Raw genomic sequence first — 22,359 nt, 5'->3', positions numbered from 1 at the left:
ACGCTATTTTTCAGCGTGCTCTTTTTACTCTTGTCATTAATCATGTTGTGATGTATGAGCTATCCACGAATGAAACGGTTATAGACAAACAGCAGTACAAACGCACCTAAGGTAGCAGTGACAATACTGCCGATGTTCACACCGTCTGCACCGCCAAACCCTAAGAAACTTCCGATAAAGCCGCCAACGAAGGCCCCCGCTATACCGAGTAAAATCGTCATGATCCAGCCACCACCATCTTTACCCGGCATCAACCATTTTGCCAACGCACCGGCAATCAACCCTAAAATAATCCACGAAAAAATTCCCATCACTCTCTCCTTACTTTAGCAAAAGAGAAAAGCCAAACAGCTTTCCAATAATACGTTTAAAGCATAGATGAGCTTGGCTAAATCGCTATTTTTACAGTTATAAACTCCTCAGGATTAAAACGATTGAGACAGTGTTAACGCAAGGGATTACTCCGAGTGGGCATTAAAAAACCCGATTCAGCTAACTGAATCGGGTCTAAAATTAGTAATGGCTTATCAGGCTGGCTACTTATAAGAAGTTTAGTGATGCCGTTATTGCAAAAGTACCGATATCGCCTTTATTCATGTCGTATACCATGTACTCTGCACCCACTGATAGTGGACCGAACACTTGATAATCAGCACCTACACCATACATGATGTCATAGCTGTCTTTATCATAGTCGCCGCTTGCCGACCAAGAGTGCGCACCCGCTTTACCATAAATTTGAAGTGGACCAAAGTTAATGCTTGGCTTTGCTGCGAAATAGATAGACTCAACGTCAAACTTCTCAGAAGCAACCTCAAAAGAACCGTGGTTAGTGTAACCTAGCTCAAGGCCAATGAATGGTAGAATACCTGTACCAGCGTGAATGCTAAATGCAGTGTCATTGCTGCTCTCTAGATCAGATTGACCTACAGAAGCACCAGCGTAAATCCAAGAGTCCGCTGCCGCAGTGGCAGATGCACCCATAAGTGCAACAGCTAAAAGCGCTTTTTTCATAATTACCTTCTTAATCTCCATGTTTTGCCAAGGCGGCAAAAAATGCCAGTCCTATTAATTGTCGGGGATTCTAAAGCATACAACGTGCCAATGACTACCATTAATTCAGCACGCTGATGCTTTTTGTTATTCTGATGCAAAATAAGCGCTTACGGTTAAATCGCTTCTATCGCATTTTTTACTCGTTTATCTGAAACCGGATACGGTGTACCCAACTGCTGTGCAAAATAGCTCACTCGCAGCTCTTCCAACATCCATCGGATCTCTTTCACCTCAGGCGGAATCATCATGCCTTTTGGTATCTTGTTGAGAAGCTCTTTATAGTCACTCGCTACTGATTCAATCTTCAGCATATGTAAGCGGTCTTTATTCGGATCGATCGGCAGCTTTTCCATGCGACGTTCAATCGCCCTCATATAGCGTAGGATGTCTGGAAGACGTTTCCAACCGCACTCAGTGGCAAAACCTTTAAAGATCAGACCTTCTACCTGCGCCTTAATGTCCGACAACGCAAATGCCATGGTAAAGTCAATCTTACCTTTTAGCTTTTTGTTGATATTAAATGCGGTAGTCAGAATGGTTTCTACCTGTTTGGCAATCTCTACCACGGTATCACCCAGCTCCGCTCTAATGTGTTCCTTTAAGGCCTCGAACTGCTCAGGCTCCCAAACGATGCCGCCTTTTTCCTCGATTAATTTATCAATACCACAGGCAATACAGTCATCAATAAGATCCAGCACCTTGCCGTAAGGGTTAAAATATAGACCTAGCTTTGACTTGTTTGGTAAATTACTGTGCAAATATTTGATCGGTGAAGGCACATTCAGAAGCACCAATCGACGCTGACCGGCCTGCATCGCTAGCTGCTGCTCTTGCTCAGTCTCGTACAGTTTGATCTCAACGCTATCTTTGTTATCAACCAACGCAGGGTAAGCTTTTACATCATAGCCGCCGCGCTTTTGTTGATAGACTCTTGGTAGCTCACCGAAGCTCCAAGTATGTAAGCCCTGCTGCTCAATATCATCGTCTGCCACTTTAGATAGTGTTTGCTGAACTTTCTCTTTTAGACTCTCTTTCAATTCATGCAGATCAGCGTGCTCTTTAAGTTTACGATTACGGTGATCAACAGCGCGGTAGGTCACCTTCAAGTGATCAGGAACTTGATCCAGCTTCCAGTCATCACGCAAAATTTCTGTGCCTGTCATGCGACGTAGCTCTTTCTCTAGTGCATCCAGCAATGGCATTTCCATTGGAGTAACGCGAGCGAGGAATGCATCGGCATAGTTTGGTGCAGGTACAAAGTTTTTGCGCAGTGTTTTCGGCAACGATTTAATTAGACTCACCACAAGCTCATGGCGTAGCCCCGGGATTTGCCAATCAAAGCCTGCAGGTTCTATTTGATTCAGAATTGGCAACGGAATATGCACAGTGACACCGTCATTATCATCGCCAGGTTCAAACTGATAGCTTAACTTGAGTTTCAAGCCATTTTGGTGCCAAAAGTTTGGATAGTCTAAATCAGTGACATGGCTTGCATCACCCTTGAACAGCATCTCTTTTTCAAAGTTAAGTAGCTCACTGTTCTGCTTTGATGCCTTCTTCCACCAGCTATCGAAGTGACGTCCAGAGACGACCTCGGTGTCGACACGTTGGTCGTAAAAATCAAACAGTTCATCGTCATCCACCAAAATGTCACGGCGACGAGACTTGTGCTCTAGTTCTTCTACCTCTTGCAGCAATTTTCGGTTTTGCTTAAAGAAAGCATGCTTGGTTTCCCACTCACCTTCAACTAATGCACTGCGAATGAAGATTTCGCGGCTCACTGGCGTGTCAATGCTTCCGTAGTTAACGAGACGTTTTGGCACGATTGGGATGCCATACATCATCACTTTTTCATGTGCCATCACTGCTGCACGTTTCTTTGACCAATGAGGTTCGCTATAACTGCGCTTGATGATGTGTTTTGCTAATGGTTCGATCCATTCTGGCTGGATCTTGGCAATGATACGTCCCCAGAGCTTAGAGGTTTCCACAAGCTCTGCCGACATGATCCATTTAGGTTGCTTCTTAAATAGGCCTGATGCAGGGAAAATATGAAAACGGGCATTACGTGCACCCTGATACTCATTTTTCTCCTGATCTTTCATGCCCACATGAGAGAGTAAACCCACCAACAATGCAGTGTGTACACTTTGATAAGACGCTGGCTCATCATTGAGTTTGAAATCCATTTCACGCATCGCTTGATGGATTTGGAAGTACACATCTTGCCACTCACGAATACGCAAGTAATTGAGATAGTCCTGTTTACATTGTTTACGGAACTGGTTGCCTGATAACGCTTTTTGTTGCTTTTGGATGTAATCCCAAAGGTTCACGAATGTTAGAAAATCTGACTCTTCATGGAAGAATCGACGGTGCTTATCATCTGACGATTGCTGCTTATCGCTTGGGCGTTCACGTGGGTCTTGAATTGACAGAGCTGAGGCAATCACCATCACCTCTTTTAACGCGCGCTCTTTTGGCGCTTCGAGCACCATTCGAGCAAGACGTGGGTCGATAGGTAGGCGAGCTAATTGTCGGCCAATATTTGTTAAACGCTTCTTCGGGTCTTTCGCTTTGTCATTAATCGCACCCAGCTCTTCCAACAGACGCACACCATCTTGGATATTGCGTTTATCCGGCGCTTCAACAAATGGGAAGGCTTGAATATCACCAAGGCCAAGTGCGGTCATTTGCAGAATAACAGAGGCTAAGTTAGTTCGTAGGATCTCTGGGTCTGTAAACTCAGGGCGAGACTCAAAGTCTTCTTCAGAATACAGACGAATACAAATACCTTCCGCGACACGACCACAACGGCCTTTACGCTGGTTGGCACTCGCTTGTGACACGGGCTCGATAGGAAGTCGCTGAACCTTTGTACGATAACTGTAACGACTGATTCGCGCAGTACCTGGGTCAATCACATACTTGATTCCAGGAACAGTTAGGGAGGTTTCAGCCACGTTAGTTGCCAATACGATGCGGCGTCCTAAGTGTGGCTGGAAGATTTTATTTTGCTCCCCCGCCGAAAGGCGCGCATAAAGCGGAACGATTTCTGTGTCACGCAGCTTACGTTTGGTTAGAGCATCCGCTGTATCGCGAATTTCCCGCTCACCATTCATGAATATGAGGATGTCCCCTAACCCTTCATCACACAGTTCGTCCACCGCATCGAAGATACCTTCCATTTGGTCTCGGTCAGCATCATCTTCGTTGCTGAGGGGGCGATAACGAACATCAACTGGATAAGTGCGGCCTGAAACCTCAATAATAGGGGCATCACTAAAGTGTTTAGAGAATCGCTCTGGGTCGATAGTCGCAGAGGTGATGATCACCTTTAGATCAGGGCGGCGTGGTAGGAGTTCTTTCAGATAACCCAAGATAAAATCGATGTTTAAGCTGCGTTCATGCGCTTCATCGATAATAATGGTGTCATATTGATTTAAGAATCGATCGTGTTGAATCTCAGCCAGCAAGATACCGTCTGTCATCAATTTAATCTGGGTATTTTCCGAGATCTGATCATTGAATCGAACTTTATAACCAACAAACTCACCGAGCTTGGTTTCCATCTCTTCAGCAATACGCGTCGCTACTGAGCGTGCTGCAAGACGACGTGGCTGTGTGTGGCCAATGAGGCCGAACTTGCCTCGACCCAGCTCAGCACAAATCTTTGGTAGCTGCGTCGTTTTACCAGAACCTGTCTCACCGGCAACGATCACGACTTGATGGTTCTTGATCGCCTCTGCAATATCATCGCGCTTTTGGCTAACCGGGAGTATTTCCGGGTAGTCGATAGTCACAGGAGCGTTACCTCGCTGCTCAGCTTCCATCATCGACTTTGCAATATCGAGTGCAATTTCATCAAATACCGCATTACGCGAGGCTTCTTTTTTAATTTTGCTTGCCCCTGAAATGCGCTTACTCAAACGAAAGCGATCGCGCATCATACACTGGTTCAGTGCTTTACGAAGAGATTGGGGACTATTGGCTTGTGCTTGCTCAGGATTAGCTTGCTGAGCGTTTTTATCTGGCTGAGACGAAGTCAAAGCATTTCCTATTATTCTTACTCTTAAAACTGCGCGAATTGTATCACAGATTATGACAGTTTTTGCGCGCGCCATTTATGCAAAACCCAGCCGAAGCTGGGTCTGAGTTATTGAGTGCAGTGATTAGCTTTACGTGATTAGCTTTCTCTCATTAGAAATCAAACTGCAGATACACCATATTATAGTTACTGCCACCTTTCATGCGACCATATTGCGCTGATTGCTCAAAAATTGCAGAACGATGGTGCAAGGTATAACCAAGCCATACGTCGTTCCAGTCACTATTGTTAAAGGCATCACCTAAATTGAAATCGAATGAGATATCAAGGTAGTTCAACAAACGACTTGGTGTTGTGTAGTCCTCTTTTTCGTCAATCATATCGACATACTCTAAGTAGGTCGTGCGATCGACCCAAGAGAGACCTTCGGCAACGCCGAATCGCCATTTAAATGGCCACTGAAAAGTATAGTAGGCTTTAACCGCAGCAATATACTCTGTGCTGTGTCCTTGAACTTCCGACGACCAGTGATGGCCGATGCCCGGTGTGAAGTAGATTTCGAGAGGCAAACCAAATAAAGTATCGCTCACTGGGTGACCATAAAACACCGATGTCATCTGGTTATTGTATTCGTCTTTTTCAACATCCCAGCGCAGCAAAATATCACCCATGTTCGAGATCGTACCCCAACCATGAGCGACACGAACATACGGTTTGGCTTTGACATCCGAACGACGTGTTTGCTTAGGTTCATTAAAGAAGCCAAAACCAACGTACACTTCACCTTGAGTATGGCTATCAACCGCTTGGCTTTGATAAGCATTGTCATCCAACACCGTTAAACTGGTTGAACCCATTAAGTACAAATTAGAAGCCAGGTGATAACGCCCTTCTATACCAATATTCGCATCAATACCGGCCCCGATACGCTCGTTAGTCAAATCTTCGACGGCGTAATAATGCGAGTTGAAGTCTGCCGATTTATAACGCAATGTCACACTTGGCTTGAACCACCAGCTTTCGCCACTGTATTCGGTAGAGATTCGCCAGTTACCATGAATACTACCGTTGCTATCAGACAGAAGCTCTAGCTCTGTTTTTGTCGCATCAGTCAATTGATAGCCAAGTGCGCCACCAAGATCCACACGCGCACCGCCGTATTCATGTTGTAGATCTTCAGGTAGATCGATAAAGCGTAAACGACTTATTGCGTTGAACGACCATTTTCCTTGCTCAAACGCTTTATAACCAGCACTCACTCCATCAACAAAAAAGTAATCATTCTCAAAATGAAGCAGTGGAATAAAACTGCCTGTTGAACTGTCACTCTGGTCTAGATCATACGGAGTAGTCGCAATACGGTATTGCGCTGAAACACCCCAGGTTTGATGCTCATTCTCGCGTTCAAGAGAAAAAGGCGATCTTGATTCGGTTTCAGCATACGCGCCACATGACAAAATGCTGCTTACCAATGTCCAATTTATTAAAGTTGAGCTTCTCATTGAGCCTCTAATCATAATTTTGAGGGACTTATTAGCCGTTCACTGACAGGGAAGTATACCTACCCTTCATGAAAAAATCGTAAAATCCTTGTAAAACAGACAGCTATCTTTCCACATAATTTAGTTTAACCCGTACGTAAACACCCCACACAGTGCTATCCATTCGTGATCGGGCGCACATTATGTCATTATCATTAAAGATTTGCGATAATTGGTCGCTACTCCATGTATAAAAACATTAATATCATTAATAGTTGAGCGACAAGATTGAAAGTCTCTGATTTAAAAATCATTTTGGAATCCCTACCGCAACACAGCGACCCCGAAGTCGTCACGGGTGAAGTATGGCTTCCTGAACGTCTGATTGATACCCAGTTTGACAACGAACTATTACATTTAACATTCGATAACGCCCCCAACGATCTCATCAAAGATGAGGAAGGCCGAGGGTTTGTTGAGCATGAAATAGCTTTGCTACAAAGCAAAGTCATGCAAATTTTGCACGAACCTGCCTCCGTAGCCGACAAAGCTGAAGCCCTTGTGGGGTTAATTCTCATGGCGCATGAAAACTCCAGCGCTCAAGTTATCGAAACACTTGAAGAGCTCGAAGACGAACCAACATTTTCCTAGCACCAACCTTTCTTCGCATGCCCCGGCGGACAGAAATCTCCGTCGGATCGATCCCCATCTTTTGTACTCACTTTCACTTCAACATCTTTTACTTCACCTTCGACACGTGTCAGTTGGCACGCCGTCAATGAACTCACAACAAACATCATTGCAACTAAAACCTTCATAAACCACCTCAATGCCGCATTCTTGCACTTTGCTCATACATAAGTTTAGTTGCCTTAACCAAAACACAGACGTCTTTCTGTCCTAGCGAGTTTTGAGGAAACACTCTTACTATGGTGATTTCCGCTTCAACATTCGTACATTATTTCAACATTTTCACTCTAAACGCTTGATCTCCAGAAAAAACAGTAATACTGTATAGGCATACAGTATGTATATGGAGACAGTAAATATGTATCACTTCGAATCACACATGCACCATTCTACTTCTGGTTTTCAATCCAATAGTTCAGCAGGCATCCCTCAATGTGTCTTCACTCAACTGTCTCATGCATCACACTCTCGTCAGTGGATTTTCTTTACCGCCCAATGCCCTCGTCCAACTTACGGTGAATGCCTACACTACTCGGTCGATGTGGATAAAGTCATGCAACTCAAACCTTCTCATCAGTACAGTGAGTTAGAGGTCGTGACACGCGTTCTTCAAGCGCGTAATGCCAGTGCTATCGTTACTTCCGGTCAATTTTCTGCTGTAGAGAGGCATTGCCTAGAGTCACTGGCCAAAGAACAAGGTTGCCAAGTTGTCTTTCTAAATGATTCAGTCGCGGCTTCCAACCACTTTGACCGTATTCACTAATTAAGCTTATTCATACCAAAACACAGCGTTTGCTCGTTGCTTATTTTCGTTAACAGAGACTCAAGGCATGCTGTTGAACAACAATGAAGCAAACGTTTGCTTTTTCACTGGAACATCGCTTTCGTTCTGGTATTATTCCTTCCGTTGTACCTATCCTTGGAGCCTTCAGGGATATTTTATTAACCGACTATCCCGCTATCGCTGGATAAATACACGATAGGAATGCCTAGATGAGCCTCGCTGATCAAGTTCTAGCCGTAAATGATGATCTTCCAATCCGCACAGATAAGCCTGTTCACAGTGGTAAAGTCCGCTCTGTTTATTGGCTAACAGAAGAAGACAGCCGTCGCCTGATTAAAGAGAAAGGCTACGATGTCGCTGAAGATGCCCCACTGGCTATCATGGTGATCAGTGACCGAATTTCTGCCTTTGATTGTATCTGGCGTGGTGAAGGTGGCTTGAAAGGTGTTCCGGGTAAAGGCGCTGCACTCAATGCAATCTCTAACCACTGGTTCAAACTGTTCAAAGATAATGGTCTTGCAGATAGCCACATCTTAGATATTCCTCACCCATTCGTTTGGATTGTGCAAAAAGCCAAACCTGTGATGATTGAAGCGATTTGCCGCCAATACATTACCGGCTCAATGTGGCGTGCCTACGACAAAGGTGAACGTGAATTTTGCGGTATTGAACTTCCTGAAGGTCTAGAGAAAGATAAAAAACTTCCAGAGCTGTTAATGACACCATCAACTAAGGGCATTCTAAAAGGTATCCCTGGCGTACCAGAAGCTGATGATGTGAACATTACTCGCAACAACATTGTCGACAACTACTCTGCATTCAACTTTTCAAATGCCGAAGATATTGCACTGTATGAAAAACTGTTAAAAGAAGGCTTTGGTGTCATTAGCGATGCACTAGAAAAAGTCGGTCAGACTTTCGTAGATACAAAATTTGAGTTTGGTTACGTAACGGATTCAAAAGGTGTAGAAAAATTGATCTATATGGATGAAGTCGGTACTCCAGATTCTTCACGTATTTGGGACACAAAAGAGTATCTAGCAGGTAACATCGTAGAAAACTCAAAAGAGGGCTTCCGTCAGTTCCTTCTTAACCACTTCCCTGACCCTGATGTTCTTCTTAATAAAGAGCGCATGCCTGAGCGTGATGTACTCGCGCGTGATAACGAGCTTCCAGTCGACGCGTTGATGGATATTTCTCGCACTTATACTGGTATTGCAGAGAAAATTACAGGTAAAGCAATCACTCTGAGCGAAAACCCAAAACAAGAGATCATTGATGTTCTTGATAAAGAATACGGGTTGATTGCCAAGTAACCGTTATTAGCACTTATCATCTTCTATCAAGCCAGCACTGCTGGCTTTTTTCTATTTAGTTATGCGCGATTAATAGTTTGCATAATCCAGGAACTCTCTTCACAATACGCACCCTTTGATTTCATAGAGTATGCTTAAGTCTGCATCTCTCTTCTATTACGAGCACCGTATATGAGTTTCACTTCCCTAGGTCTATCCGTTCCACTTTTAAAAGCGATTGACGAACAAGGTTATACCGAGCCATCGCCAATCCAAGCGCAAGCGATCCCTGCGGTTATCACAGGTAAAGATGTGATGGCAGCTGCGCAAACCGGAACTGGTAAGACTGCGGGTTTTGTGCTGCCAATTTTGCAGCGACTGTCTAACGGTCAACGTGTGCGTAGTAACCATGTTCGTGCGTTGATATTAACTCCGACTCGTGAACTGGCCGCTCAGGTTCAAGAAAACGCCTTTAAGTACAGCCGCTATACTGACCTTAAATCTACGGTAGTTTTTGGTGGGGTTAAGATTAACCCGCAGATGATGGCACTTAGAAACGGTGTCGATGTCTTAGTCGCAACGCCAGGTCGTCTACTCGACCTTTATCAACAAAATGCGATTAAGTTTGAACAGCTTGAAGTGTTAGTTCTTGATGAAGCGGATCGTATGCTCGATATGGGGTTTATTCGTGATATCAAAAAGATTCTCGCTTTGTTACCTAAACAACGTCAGAACCTACTGTTTTCTGCGACTTTTTCTGACGAAATCCGCGCGCTTGCCAAAGAGCTTGTCAATGACCCTGTTGAAATTTCTGTTAGCCCAAGAAACACCACGGCAGAAACCGTTGAACAGTGTATCTACACCACAGACAAGCGTAAAAAAGCACCACTGCTTGTTAGCCTCATCAAAGAGAATAACTGGAAGCAGGTGTTGATTTTTGCTCGCACTAAGCACGGCGCAAACCGATTAAGTTTTCACTTGGATAAACAAGGTATCTCATCAGCTGCCATTCACGGCAATAAGAGCCAAGGCGCTCGCACACGTGCACTTGAAGGTTTCAAAAATGGTGAAATTAGTACCTTAGTCGCGACGGATATCGCCGCGCGTGGCATCGACATTTCTCACCTGCCTTATGTCGTTAACTTCGATTTACCCCATGTCGCAGCCGATTACGTTCACCGAATCGGTCGTACGGGCCGTGCGGGTGCTGTGGGCGAAGCGGTATCGCTAGTATGTAATGATGAAGTGAGTGAGCTGTTTGCAATAGAACGCCTTATTCAAAAACTCTTGCCACGCAAAGAACACCCTGAATACAAAGCGGTTAACGAAGTGCCTGAATCGGTATTAGATACTCGTCCTACCAAACCAAAGAAACCGAAAAAGCCGAAGAAGCCAAAGACAGCGCAGATGAATGCAGACAAGCCTGAGCATGCAGATGGACAACGCTCATCGAGTAAGCGTCGTGGTAATAAGCCTGTGAGCAAGAACCCTCGCCATAAACAGGTAAGAAAATTCAAACCAAAGACGACACAAAGCGACAAATAGCAACACGCACTGCTGCTGTTCATTGCAAACGATAAGACCAGTTCATTTCTGGTCTTTTTTTTCGCCCTAAAATGGGTAACTTAACACGTTTGCTCATTGCCAATTATTTCAACAATCAAAGCCAGCATGGCATAAAAATCAATAGACTAGCCTGCGACACGCTATACATCAGTGAATACCTTAGCTAACATGCTACGCTTTATATGAATAAAATCATTATCGCGTCACAGAAGGAAGGTTCATGGAAGTTGAGCTGCTCGAAATTCAAAGTTTTTTATCCATTCATCCCCCTTTTGACGAACTGCCAGAAGAGGTCATGCAACATGTCACTAAACATGTCGAGATCTCCTACTTTCGAGCTGACACCCCCATCATCCACTTTGGCGATCCTATCCATGACCTTTATGTCGTAAGAACTGGCGTTGTCGAGGTATATCGCCGCAAAGGTGAGCTCTACAATCGTCTTGATGAAGGCGATATGTTTGGTCAAATGGGGTTATTAACCAACAACAAAGTGCGCTTCCCGGTCAAAGCGATTGAAGATACCTTGGTTTACTGTATTCCAGAGCCCATCTTCCAAGAGCTTTATGATGAGTTTGATGGCTTTGCGGATTTTGTCGAGATTGATGATAAGCGACGCCTTCGCAACGCCATCTCTGTCTCGAACGAAGAGAACGACCTAACGACAGCAAAGGTTCGTTCACTTTTAACCGGTGATGTGCCTCAGATTATGCGTGATGAAACAATTCAAGCAGCGGCCGTCATGATGGCCGACCAGGCCGTCTCCTCACTGTTAATCATGGATCCAAACATTCCTGATGATGACGAAGAAGATCGCTCTCAACTAATTGGTATTATTACCGACCGAGACCTTTGTACTCGTGTGTTAGCCGCTGGTTTAGACCCTCAGGCGCCACTTGATACTGTAATGACAACCGAACTGGTGTCACTTGATCACAACGCTTACGTTTATGAAGCGATGCTAACGATGCTACGTTACAACGTTCATCACCTGCCAGTGCTAAAAGATAGAAAACCGATTGGCGTGATCGAGACTACCGATATCATCCGCTATGAATCACAAAACTCACTGCTACTAGTAAGTAGTATCTTCCAGCAACAAACTATTGAAGATCTCGCCGCACTGTCTGAACAAGTAAAAGATAGTTTCGTGCGCATGGTCAATGAAGATGCTAACTCGCACATGGTGGGCAGTGCCATGTCAGTTATAGGCCGTTCGTTTAAACAGCGAATTATTGAGCTTGCTGAAGAAGAGTTGGGTAACGCCCCTATCCCATATTGTTTCTTAGCGCTTGGTTCTATGGGCCGCGACGAGCAGCTTATTGTCACAGACCAAGATAATGCCATTATCTTAGATGACAGCTTTGAGAAAGAGAAACACGGAGAGTACTTCGAGAAGTTCGCCAAATTTATCTGTGATGCCCTCGACAAGTGCGGCTACAGTTACTGCACTGGTGACATTATGGCCACAAACCCTGAATGGCGTATGACGCGTCGCGAGTGGGAGGCGTGTTTTGCTAACTGGATCGATGATCCAAATCCAAAAGCGCTACTCAACGCTTCTATCTTCTTCGACCTCGATGGTGTCTATGGTCGCTTAAAGTGGGCAGAACAACTCAACGGATTCATTGTTCGTCGCGCCCGAAAGAACAATCGCTTCTTGGCCTGCCTTGCACGTAATGCGCTGAATCGCACGCCGCCACTCGGCTTTTTCCAGGGTTTTGTTATGGAGAAAGACGGCCAACACAAGAACTCTATCAACTTAAAACGTCGTGGCACCGCCCCGCTTGCCGATCTCATTCGTGTTCATGCTATGGCTGTGGGCTCTAGGGCTAAAAACTCCTTCGAGCGTCTCGACGACATTATCGATGCAAACATCTTACCCAAAGGGCGAGCCAAAGATTTACGTGATGCGATGGAGTTTATCTGCATGGTTCGCATTCGCCACCAAGCACTTGATGTTGAACATGGTATTGAAGCTGACAACAACATCGAACCAGACAACCTGTCTGACTTTGAACGTCGAAACCTCAAAGATGCGTTCCAGATCTTAAGCAATGCGCAAAATTTCCTTAAATTCCGCTATCAAGCCAGTAACAATTTTAGGTAGGTGCCTATCATGATTAAACGCCTATTAGAAGCACCCAGTATTGACTGGGCCGGTAAATTTGAAAAACGTGCAGCCCTGTCTGCACATCCCGCATTGAAGGCATTCTATCAATCTGGCCTACCAGACGGTGATACGCCCCTTAAAAATATTCGCTTCCTCGCGATGGACTTTGAAACTACAGGCCTTGACTACAAAGACGACAGTATCATCTCTATCGGTGTCGTCCCGTTCGATTTAAATCGAATCTATCTGCGGGAAGCGCAAGAGTGGAAGGTACGACCACGCAAACAATTAAGCGAAGATTCAGTTGTAATACACGGTATCACCCACTCAGACCTCATTGATGCGCCGGATTTTGAGGATGTGATTCCTGAAGTGTTGAAATCGATGCAAGATGTCGTGACTGTGGTGCACTATCACCACATTGAGCGCCGCTTTCTTGATCACGAATTTCGCAGTCGATATGGCGATCGCGTCGAGTTTCCATTAGTTGATACCATGGCGATAGAGTCAAATATCCAACAAAGACTCAACGGTGGGCTTATCAACAGACTAAAAGGTAAGACAACCGAGTCGCTTCGATTGGCCAAATCCCGCGAGCGCTATGGTCTGCCAACCTACTCTCCGCACCATGCTCTCACCGACGCAATAGCAACGGCAGAGCTTCTTCAGGCACAAATTCACTATAACCAATGGCAAGAAAGTCGAATCAAAGAGATCTGGATCTAATTCCCAGTTAAAGTTTCTCCGCTATCTATTTGAGATTTCATCAATTACTAACTATATCTACTGTATGCGTTAGTCTTTGTAACAGCTCAACTTTTCACCACAGGCGGAGATCCAATGAAGGGAATCATTTTTACCGAATTTTTAGAGTTGGTCGAACAAGAGTTCGGCCTTGAAGTCCTTGACAAGGTGTTAGAGCTCTCTGACGATGAAGGGATTTACACCTCTGTGGGCAGTTATGACCATAAAGACTTGGTCAAACTGATCGTCAACCTCAGTAAAACGACCGAAGTGCCACCCGACCAACTACAAGAGGTGTTTGGTGAAACTGTCTTCAAAAATTTGCTTGCTACCCTCCCCTCTAATGCCACTTTGGTAGATTGTACCCACTGCTTTGAATTTGTCCGTCACGTAGAAGAGTACATTCACGTTGAAGTTAAAAAGCTCTATCCGGATGCCAACCCTCCAAAGTTTGAGTTCATTTCAGAAACAGAAACTGAGCTCGTATTCGATTACAAAAGTGCACGCTGTATGGCGCACGTCTGTGTCGGATTATTAAAAGGTTGTGCCAAACACTTCGACCAATCGATTGAGATGGCAATGGCACCCTTAAATGAGCAGGGAAGCGAAGTGCGTTTCACTGTAACCGCCGTTTAGCAATACAACCATTCTAAACGACACGAGGCAACGTCTTGACTACAGAGAACAATGATCAAATTGCCAGCAGAGCAATGATGCGAAAGCTTGCGAGAGAAATCGCCTCTCGCAAGCAAGCCGAACAGTTGCTTGAACAAAAAAGTCTTGAGCTATTCCAAGCGAATCAAAAGCTGGAAGTTGCGGTCGCGCAACTAGAAAAGTCTTCAGCAGAAAACATCGTTAAGTTAGAGTTTCAACAACAAATCGACTCGCTACTGATCTATTTTGGGCAAGCTTTTCTTAATCATCATCTCGACGACATTCTTATCGGAAATTTAGTTAAACGAATCATTGAAACTCCACTCGTCGATACATGCCACGTTAAATTGGATGAAGACCTGCTGCTCAATTTACAAAAAAGCGATTACGGTAGTATTGAGCTTGCTAAAGTCTTCTCTAAAACACACTGGGATGATCAAGTCTTACATATCGCTCTCATCGCCAATAGAAAAAATATCGGCACCTTGAGTATCAAAGTGGTTAATGAGAACTATGAATTAGATTTTTTCCAACGCTCTTTCCAACTAATTGCTGATTTGCTCTCTGGCGCAGTGAATCGACAGTTAATTATCGATACCAATATCGAGTCACGGAAGAAAGCCGAGAAATCAGAGCAAGCCACACGTGATTTCGTGGCTATGATAAACCACGAACTCAGAACACCTCTTAATGGCCTACTTGGCAGCTCGGAACTACTGCAACAAACCCCATTAGACAACCAGCAAACAGAGTTAGTGAATAACCTCTCCCAGTCCGGTGAGTTTCTTCGGGTTATCATTAACGACTTACTGGATTTCAGTAAGATCAACGCTGGTATGTTTGAGTTGATTCCTAGCAATTTTGAATTCAAAACACTCTCAAACACATTGACGAGTATTTTTGAGCCCAAAGCGACAGAGAAATCTCTTAACTTTACCATCTTAGTTTCAGAATCCATGCCCAGTGCTTTTAAGGGTGATTTAGAGCGAATCACTCAAATTTTGGTCAATTTGATCGGCAATGCTATCAAGTTCACTGACTCCGGCGCGATTACTGTGCGTTTTGACTGGTCGAAACACATCTTAAATTTCGAGGTAGAAGACACCGGGATTGGTATCAGTGAACAGGCACAGAAAAAGCTCTTTCAACCTTTCACGCAAGCAGACCGTTCGAGTAAAAGAAACTTTGAAGGGACAGGGCTAGGACTTGCAATATGTCACCAGCTTATCGAGCTGATGGGTGGTAGTCTCTCTCTGCGAAGCGAGCTTGATAAAGGCACACGATTTTTTGGCCACATCCCGCTTGAGATGCTTTCCGCCGAAGAAGCCCGGCCGAAAACCGAACAAGACAAGACAACAAACGTACTACCGGAAAACCTCTCGATTCTCGTCGTTGAAGATATCAAGATGAACCAGATCATCATAAACCAGATGTTGAACAAGCTGGGTATTACGCCTGATATTAAAGAAAACGGTGTAGAGGCTCTAGAAGCGATAGAAAGCAAAGAGTATCACTTGGTATTTATGGATTGTCGTATGCCTGTAATGGATGGTTTTGAGGCAACAGCCAAAATGCGTGCAGCTGGTTTTCAGGGACCGATTCTCGCATTAACTGCCAGTACTACATTAGCAGAAAGAGAGTTGTGTATTGAATCAGGAATGAATGACATTTTGACAAAGCCTTATCGAGCAGAAGAGATCTCAAATGCGTTGTCAAAATGGCTAATAAACGGCTTCTCAAATTGAGAAACCCCATTATCCGGCTATTTCTCATTTTGAGAATATTGCCTAGAACAAACTTAACGCATTGAATATATAGATTATTTATTTTTGGCACAGATACTGCTTTGTAGGAGTAACAGACAAATGTCGTTACGGAGACATCACCATGGAACTACAAACAACAGCAATCAATGAACAAGTACTATCTCTGGCAATTTTCGGCGATTTTGATGCATCAGGAAGCAAGCAAGCGCAGATCTGTATCGACTCTCTGCTGCAAGGCGATGATCATCAAGAAATCGAAATCGACCTGGCTAATGTTGAGTTTCTTGATTCATCGGGTATCGGTGCCATTGTCTACTTTTATAAACGCTTGGTTGAGTCAGAGCGCAACATGCGAATTGAAAATGTGCATGGTCAACCATTAAAAATGATGGAACTGCTTCGCATCGGCCAAGCGATTCCGCTGAACAAAAACGCGCTAAGCACGGAGAAGGGAGAGCTCGCTGTCGCTCACTAACCCTTAGCTACCCGCAGTCGCGTACCGAATGCATAAAAAGATATAACGGTAACGCAAGGAGCATAACGTTATGAAGCTAGAGTTGATTAGAAATACATGTGTCGTAGCCTGCGCATTAAGCTTGGTTGCTGGTTGCTCTAGCTATCCCGAAGAGGGTAAAGGCGGAATGGGAGAATATACTGCAACATCAGAGTTTTCTCCTGTTTTACCCGACGAACCCCTAGGTCCCGAACATGGCCTGCGCTTTGATTTTCATCTCACTCAACTGCACCTTGACTCATTGATCCAACAAGGTGCTGAGTGGTGCTTCCCCGCATCAGTCGTTCAAGCGAAAACCAAAGAGAATCGTATTGCCCGGGAATTGGAAGGAGGATTGCTGGTTGATGCAGCCAACGACATTGTTATTCAACGCAAAAACCTTGGCCTTCTCGAGCGCCGACTCGATTACGTCACTAACGAAGCTGAATGCGTTCCACCCGAGCACAACCTCGCTTTTCAGAGTGAAGTCAGTGTGATAAATCAACTTGTTGAGATCTTGAACGTCGATAATCAGTTTGCGGTCAACTCGGTTGAGATTAACCCCAAATACATGGGTAACCTGGCGGAAGCGGCTAATATTCTCAAACAGTATCAGCACCTCAATCTTCGCGTAACCGGGCATGCTGATGCCAGTGGCACCCAATCATATAACGATACGCTAGCGATGGGACGTGCAAAACAAGTTGAGCGCTACCTAACTATTTTTGGCTTGTCGCCAACACGTATTCAAACGCTCTCTGTAGGGGAAACTCTCCCCCTTTTTGAAGGTGATAGCCCGGGGGTCAAACTGACCAACCGTCGTGTCAGCATCGATATCGTCTCCACTAAATCTCAAGGAGGCGGAAATGCCCAATATTAGTCGAAATTTTTTGCTCTTTGCCGGCTTACTACTCTCTATTTTTGCATGGGCCAAACCGGTACAGATCGGTGATCTGGTTCAAGTTAACCTGCCGGGAGAAAGTACATTAAACCGCGGTTTTCAGGTAGACAAGAATGGTCGAATAAACCTTCCGGAAGTCGGCCCTACCTATGTGGCTGGTTATGATGAAGAGCAGCTTCAACGTGTTGTTTCTGATGCGTTGAGTACTGCATTTCGTGACGTAACGAATGCCAGAATCTACGTCTCCGAACGTCAAATATTGGTTTCAATCCAAGGTTATGTTCGTTCTCCCGGCGAATATACATTGCCGGAGAGCTCTACCGTGCAAATGGCCTTGTACGCCGCAGGTGGGTTAAGACCTGGCGCACAGTTAGACAAATTGCAGCTTAAACGCGGCTCGACTCGCCAAGACTTCAACTACAAACGCTTCCTTGACACTGGGGACAGCCAGTCATTACCTGTCCTTCAGTCACTCGACGCTATTTTTGTACCTGCATCACCGCTAGTTGGTAATATCGAGCAAGAATTTGATGCTGCGAAACTGGCCAACTCTGGCGACAGTGCAGATTCTCGCATGGCGATTAAAGTCTTTGGCGAAGTTAACGCACCCGGTTCTTTCAGCTTTAAAGAAAATACCGACTTGGTGGATATTATCATGCGCTCAGGCGGCGTCACTCGCTATGCCAGTGTCGAACAGATTCGTGTTATCTCAGACAACACCCCTACCCTTTTCAACTTAAAACAGTATCTCGATTCAGGTGATGCGAGTTTGCTTCCTACTCTTACACCGGGCTCAACGGTGTTTGTTCCTAAAATGGAGGAGGAAATCAAAGCTGGGGCGAATACTGTCTATGTCATGGGCGAAGTCGCAGCGCCGGGGGCATTTGAAGGAAATAAAGGGGCGACCTTTATGGACATCCTTGCCAATGCGGGTGGCCCGACACGTTTTGCTGAATCTCGACAGATCCGTGTTCTAAAAGCATCGGGAGAAGTGATTAAATTTGACCTCACGGCTTACACTGAAGGGCTTAATGGCTTAAAGCCACCGCCAATCCAGCCAGGTGATGCGATTTTCGTCCCCGAGAAAACCGATATGAACGAAAAATCTTGGCTCAAGATTTCACCCGACAGAGCGGTTAACGTGATGGGCGAAGTCGTTCGTCCCGGCCGCATTGAATGGTCTGATGAAATGGATTTGATGGACTTGCTTGCTCATGTTGGTGGGCCGACTCTGCGTGCAGACACAACCAAGTTAGAAATTGCCACTGGTCGTGGGCCAGTGCAGGTATTTGATTTAGACCAATACATCAAAAATGGGGCTCGACGCTCTGAATTACCAGAGATCTACGCGGGTACTATCATTCGCATTCACGATCTTCCGCAAGATCCCTCTGACAACAAATCGCAATGGGTACGCCAAAGCTCTGATGCCTCTATCTATGTCTTTGGTCAGGTCAATGCGCCCGGGCGCTACCGCTTTACCAAAGAGATGCACTTCTTAGACATTCTGTCTGCTGCTGATGGACCGACAAAAGATGCAGATATTCACAATATACGTGTCACTCATCGCGACAAACCCTATTCGAAAGTCAGTAAACTGAATCTGTCTCTTTACTTTGAGACTGGGGATGAGTCTATTTTGCCAATCGTGCTACCGGGTGACACCATTTACATCCCAGAAAAAGACAAAAACTGGCTTGACCGTCCGAAAGAGACCACCGTGCGTGTACTTGGCGCAGTGCGTAACCCGGGCCGTTATGTCTTCGACGACAACATGACTATACTCGACCTGCTTGCCGAAGCTGGCGGACCGACAGAGTTTGCTTATTTGGAGAAGATAAGTGTGGTAAATCTCTCATGTTGCCAAAACCAAGCCCGCACTTTTGACCTGATAGAGTTCAGTAAAACGGCCCAATATCGCGACCTTCCAGTGATTCGCTCTGGTGATACCGTTTATATTCCTCATCGTAGAGACAGCTTCATGGAAAAAGCACGGAACAGTCTGGATGATGTACTGCGCATTGCCACAGCAATCGCATTGATAGGAGCGTTATGATGACGATTTCAAGTACCCATGCGGAGATGGAGCAGATCTTTATCAAGCTAGAACTTGCTGAGGCAAAAACCATCTGTATTACCTCTGACAAGCCGCGCTCAGGGTCCACCAGTCTTGCCTCTGCGCTGACTGAACGCTATATGCTCGCAGGCTACAAGACCCTGTTGGTGGATTTTAATCTATTCAACCCCTCTTTTAGCGATATGACGCTCAATCACACCACCAATAACGAGCCTTTAGTGCTGAGAGAGGATACTCAGCAAGTTTTCAGTGGTATCGCAGCACCAACCATTTTGTCTGATCAACTCGCCTATCGCGACCCGACGAACCTCAGACACAACATCAAACAGTGGACTCACCACTTTGACCGTATTGTATTTGACACTTGTGCCCTTTCTCAAACCAATCAATCGAACATCCCTACCGCGGTAGTTGCCCACGTTACGGATGCTTCTGTACTGGTTGTGGCAGGTGGGCAAACCACTGGCGAGGAGCTAAATAGTGCCGTAGCACAGCTCAAGGCAACGAATGCGAATATCGTCGGCATCGTTCTTAATCAATTTGGTCAAAGTACCTTGTCAGAAGAGCTTGTACGTGTCGCAGACAAAGGCCGCTTCTTGCCACAATCTTGGAAGGTAGGCATAAAGTCGTGGCTCAATAAAAGCACACTCTTTCGACAAGCGGTATAACGCGAATTTCAACTAAATGATACACCCTCATGACGTAGCACTCGTGAGATAACAAAAGGATAATACGTTATGTCTTCAACTCCATTCCCAATCATTGACCAAAGCGTGGTAGACCAAGTGGTTAGCGACACAGGCATTGAAATCTTACCTTTGTTGATTGATAGCTACTTAGAAGAGTCATCAACGCGTTTAGGCAATATGGCTCAAGCAGTTGAAAAAGGCGATGCCCAAACGCTCGAATTTGAAGTACACACTCTCGGCAGCACCTCTTTGGCGATCGGGGTCGAAGCATTAGGTCGATTATCACGCCAAATTGAGCATTTATGCCTTGAAGGGAAACACGATGAGGCTTTTGCGCTCTACCCTCAAGTCACTGAACTCGCAGAACAGTCGCGCAGCGCTTTGCAAACCTTGAAGCAGGGTCTATAACTATAAATACAACACAATTTACTAACTAATTGAACTAATAATAAAAATCAGCGCCGTATGCTGAACAAGGATGTTTTATGAGACCCAAAGTTCTCTTGGTGGAAGATTCAACTTCACTGGCTATTCTCTACCAACAGTACGTCAAAGATGAGCCTTACGATATGTTTCACGTTGAAACGGGTCGTGAGGCCAAAGCGTTTATTGAAAAGCAGTTACCACAACTGGTCATCTTAGATTTAAAACTCCCAGATACATCGGGGGAGGAAATTCTCGATTGGATCGTCGCAAATGAGTTCCCAATCTCAGTCGTCGTGGCAACCGCTCATGGTTCAGTAGACATCGCTGTTACCCTGATTCAAAAAGGCGCCGACGACTTCCTTGAAAAACCGATTCAGGCTGACCGCTTGAAAACATCGGTGAGACTGCACCTCAAACGCGCCAAGCTCGAAACCCTCGTCAATAAGATGGAGTCGGAGTTCGACAGGACCAACTTCCACGGTTTCATCGGCTCAAGCTTACAAATGCAAGCCGTCTACAAAACCATTGAATCAGCTGCCCCGACGTCTGCGAGTGTCTTTGTCCACGGTGAAAGTGGTACAGGTAAAGAGGTGTGTGCAGAAGCTATCCACCAGCAAAGCACTCGTGCAAATAAGCCATTTGTCGCCATCAACTGCGGAGCTATTCCAAAAGACTTGATGGAGAGTGAGATTTTTGGCCACGTAAAAGGCGCATTTACCGGGGCGACTACTGACCGTAAAGGTGCCGCAATGCAAGCCAATGGCGGCACGCTGTTTCTAGACGAGCTGTGTGAGATGGAACTCGAAATGCAGAAGAAGCTACTGCGCTTCCTGCAACTGGGGACTTTCACCCCTCTGGGTGGTAGCCGAGAAATTAAAGTGGATTGCCGTATTATCTGTGCAACTAACCGCGATCCACTTCAAGAGGTGGCCGAAGGGCGATTTCGTGAAGACCTTTACTATCGTGTACACGTTATTCCGATTGATATGCCGCCACTGCGCGAACGTGGCCCTGATATTGTTACACTGGCGAATCATTTCGTTAAGCTCTATTCAAAACAAGACAAAAAGAAATTCAAAGGTCTTAGTAAAGATGTTGAAAAATACTTCTTAAGCTATGAATGGCCAGGGAATGTCCGCCAACTGCAAAATATTATGCGTAATATCGTAGTGCTTAATGATGGTGATTATGTCGAAATGGCCCAACTGCCTCCACCACTTAATTCGGCGGTTGTCACAGAGACAAAAGCGAGCCCGCAACCTCAACCCGTTTCTGCTCCGCAACCCGTTGTAGACGATGAAGCGCACGTTGCTATTGTTCCAACTTCGCAAGCCGAATCTGTGCCCAAACAAGAGCCTGTGAGTGAAGCCATCGTTCATGAAACGACAACAAAACCGCAGACCATACGCCCAATGTGGCAAGTAGAAAGGGAAACCATCCAAAATGCGATTGAATACTGCGATGGCAATGTTCTCAATGCCGCGGTGTTACTCGACCTCAGCCCATCGACGGTTTATCGCAAAAAACAACAATGGGAGCAAGAAGAAGAGCAGAGCTAACCTGCTCTTTTCTCGAT

19 protein-coding genes are annotated in these 22,359 nt (G+C 45.3%); 14 read left to right on the top strand and 5 right to left on the bottom strand.

Going from position 1 to position 22,359, the window contains the following annotated elements:
* Positions 1–59: 59 nt before the first annotated feature.
* From QWZ05_RS18635 to QWZ05_RS18620, 4 genes are all read right to left on the bottom strand, one after another.
* A complete protein-coding gene (locus QWZ05_RS18635) occupies positions 60–311 on the bottom strand; it encodes a GlsB/YeaQ/YmgE family stress response membrane protein (RefSeq protein ID WP_264877271.1) in 252 nt (83 codons plus the stop codon).
* Positions 312–540: 229 nt separating this feature from the next.
* Positions 541–1,014, bottom strand: a complete 474-nt coding sequence (locus QWZ05_RS18630) for an outer membrane beta-barrel protein (protein WP_290299983.1) — start codon at positions 1,012–1,014, stop codon at positions 541–543.
* A gap of 155 nt (positions 1,015–1,169) precedes the next feature.
* Positions 1,170–5,105, bottom strand: coding sequence for an ATP-dependent RNA helicase HrpA (gene hrpA / locus QWZ05_RS18625; protein WP_290299982.1), 3,936 nt, complete (start codon positions 5,103–5,105; stop codon positions 1,170–1,172).
* A 151-nt stretch (positions 5,106–5,256) separates the two neighbouring features.
* Positions 5,257–6,606, bottom strand: a complete 1,350-nt coding sequence (locus QWZ05_RS18620; RefSeq protein ID WP_264877268.1) for a MipA/OmpV family protein — start codon at positions 6,604–6,606, stop codon at positions 5,257–5,259.
* Between the two features lie 267 nt (positions 6,607–6,873).
* On the opposite strand from QWZ05_RS18620, the gene QWZ05_RS18615 reads away from it, so the two are divergent.
* Positions 6,874–7,236 carry a VC1380 family protein gene (locus QWZ05_RS18615; RefSeq protein ID WP_264877267.1) on the top strand — a complete coding sequence of 121 codons (363 nt, stop codon included), beginning with the start codon at positions 6,874–6,876 and terminating at the stop codon, positions 7,234–7,236.
* Here the strand turns inward: QWZ05_RS18615 and QWZ05_RS18610 are convergent.
* Entirely contained in the window at positions 7,233–7,403 is a 171-nt protein-coding gene (locus QWZ05_RS18610) for a hypothetical protein (protein WP_264877266.1), read from the bottom strand. The genes QWZ05_RS18615 and QWZ05_RS18610 overlap by 4 nt on opposite strands.
* Positions 7,404–7,633: 230 nt before the next feature.
* Here QWZ05_RS18610 and QWZ05_RS18605 point away from each other — a divergent pair, with 230 nt between their 5' ends.
* The 13 genes from QWZ05_RS18605 (at position 7,634) to QWZ05_RS18545 (ending at position 22,342) form a co-directional block, all read left to right on the top strand.
* The gene (locus tag QWZ05_RS18605; RefSeq protein ID WP_264877265.1) at positions 7,634–8,038 is read left to right on the top strand and encodes a hypothetical protein; all 405 of its coding nucleotides are present in this window, start codon (positions 7,634–7,636) and stop codon (positions 8,036–8,038) included.
* A gap of 230 nt (positions 8,039–8,268) precedes the next feature.
* A complete protein-coding gene (locus QWZ05_RS18600; protein ID WP_290299981.1) occupies positions 8,269–9,375 on the top strand; it encodes a phosphoribosylaminoimidazolesuccinocarboxamide synthase in 1,107 nt (368 codons plus the stop codon).
* A gap of 171 nt (positions 9,376–9,546) precedes the next feature.
* Positions 9,547–10,899, top strand: a complete 1,353-nt coding sequence (locus tag QWZ05_RS18595) for a DEAD/DEAH box helicase (RefSeq protein ID WP_264877263.1) — start codon at positions 9,547–9,549, stop codon at positions 10,897–10,899.
* Between the two features lie 241 nt (positions 10,900–11,140).
* A complete protein-coding gene (locus tag QWZ05_RS18590) occupies positions 11,141–13,030 on the top strand; it encodes a DUF294 nucleotidyltransferase-like domain-containing protein (protein ID WP_264877262.1) in 1,890 nt (629 codons plus the stop codon).
* A 9-nt stretch (positions 13,031–13,039) separates the two neighbouring features.
* Positions 13,040–13,759: a 3'-5' exonuclease gene (locus tag QWZ05_RS18585; protein ID WP_264877261.1), complete on the top strand. Its 720-nt coding sequence runs from the start codon at positions 13,040–13,042 to the stop codon at positions 13,757–13,759.
* A 114-nt stretch (positions 13,760–13,873) separates the two neighbouring features.
* Entirely contained in the window at positions 13,874–14,413 is a 540-nt protein-coding gene (locus QWZ05_RS18580; RefSeq protein WP_264877260.1) for a heme NO-binding domain-containing protein, read from the top strand.
* A 74-nt stretch (positions 14,414–14,487) separates the two neighbouring features.
* Complete coding sequence (locus QWZ05_RS18575) at positions 14,488–16,176, top strand: ATP-binding protein (protein ID WP_290300832.1); 1,689 nt, start codon at positions 14,488–14,490, stop codon at positions 16,174–16,176.
* A gap of 142 nt (positions 16,177–16,318) precedes the next feature.
* Positions 16,319–16,672, top strand: coding sequence for an STAS domain-containing protein (locus tag QWZ05_RS18570; RefSeq protein ID WP_290299979.1), 354 nt, complete (start codon positions 16,319–16,321; stop codon positions 16,670–16,672).
* Positions 16,673–16,742: 70 nt separating this feature from the next.
* Entirely contained in the window at positions 16,743–17,570 is an 828-nt protein-coding gene (locus QWZ05_RS18565) for an OmpA family protein (protein WP_264877257.1), read from the top strand.
* The gene (locus QWZ05_RS18560) at positions 17,557–19,647 is read left to right on the top strand and encodes an SLBB domain-containing protein (protein ID WP_290299978.1); all 2,091 of its coding nucleotides are present in this window, start codon (positions 17,557–17,559) and stop codon (positions 19,645–19,647) included. Before QWZ05_RS18565 ends, QWZ05_RS18560 begins: the two co-directional genes overlap by 14 nt.
* On the top strand, positions 19,644–20,336 hold the full coding sequence (locus QWZ05_RS18555; protein ID WP_290299977.1) for a P-loop NTPase family protein: 693 nt from the start codon (positions 19,644–19,646) through the stop codon (positions 20,334–20,336). Before QWZ05_RS18560 ends, QWZ05_RS18555 begins: the two co-directional genes overlap by 4 nt.
* A gap of 69 nt (positions 20,337–20,405) precedes the next feature.
* Positions 20,406–20,765 (top strand): Hpt domain-containing protein, encoded by a 360-nt coding sequence (locus QWZ05_RS18550; RefSeq protein ID WP_290299976.1) that lies wholly within the window; start codon positions 20,406–20,408, stop codon positions 20,763–20,765.
* 77 nt (positions 20,766–20,842) lie between these two features.
* The gene (locus QWZ05_RS18545; protein ID WP_290299975.1) at positions 20,843–22,342 is read left to right on the top strand and encodes a sigma-54-dependent transcriptional regulator; all 1,500 of its coding nucleotides are present in this window, start codon (positions 20,843–20,845) and stop codon (positions 22,340–22,342) included.
* The last annotated feature ends 17 nt before the right edge of the window (positions 22,343–22,359 follow it).

It is taken from the genome of Vibrio agarivorans, from assembly GCF_030409635.1.
Taxonomy (GTDB): Bacteria; Pseudomonadota; Gammaproteobacteria; order Enterobacterales; family Vibrionaceae; genus Vibrio; species Vibrio agarivorans.
Note: the sequence above shows the minus strand (reverse complement) of the source record. Positions and strands in the feature narration are given on the sequence as shown.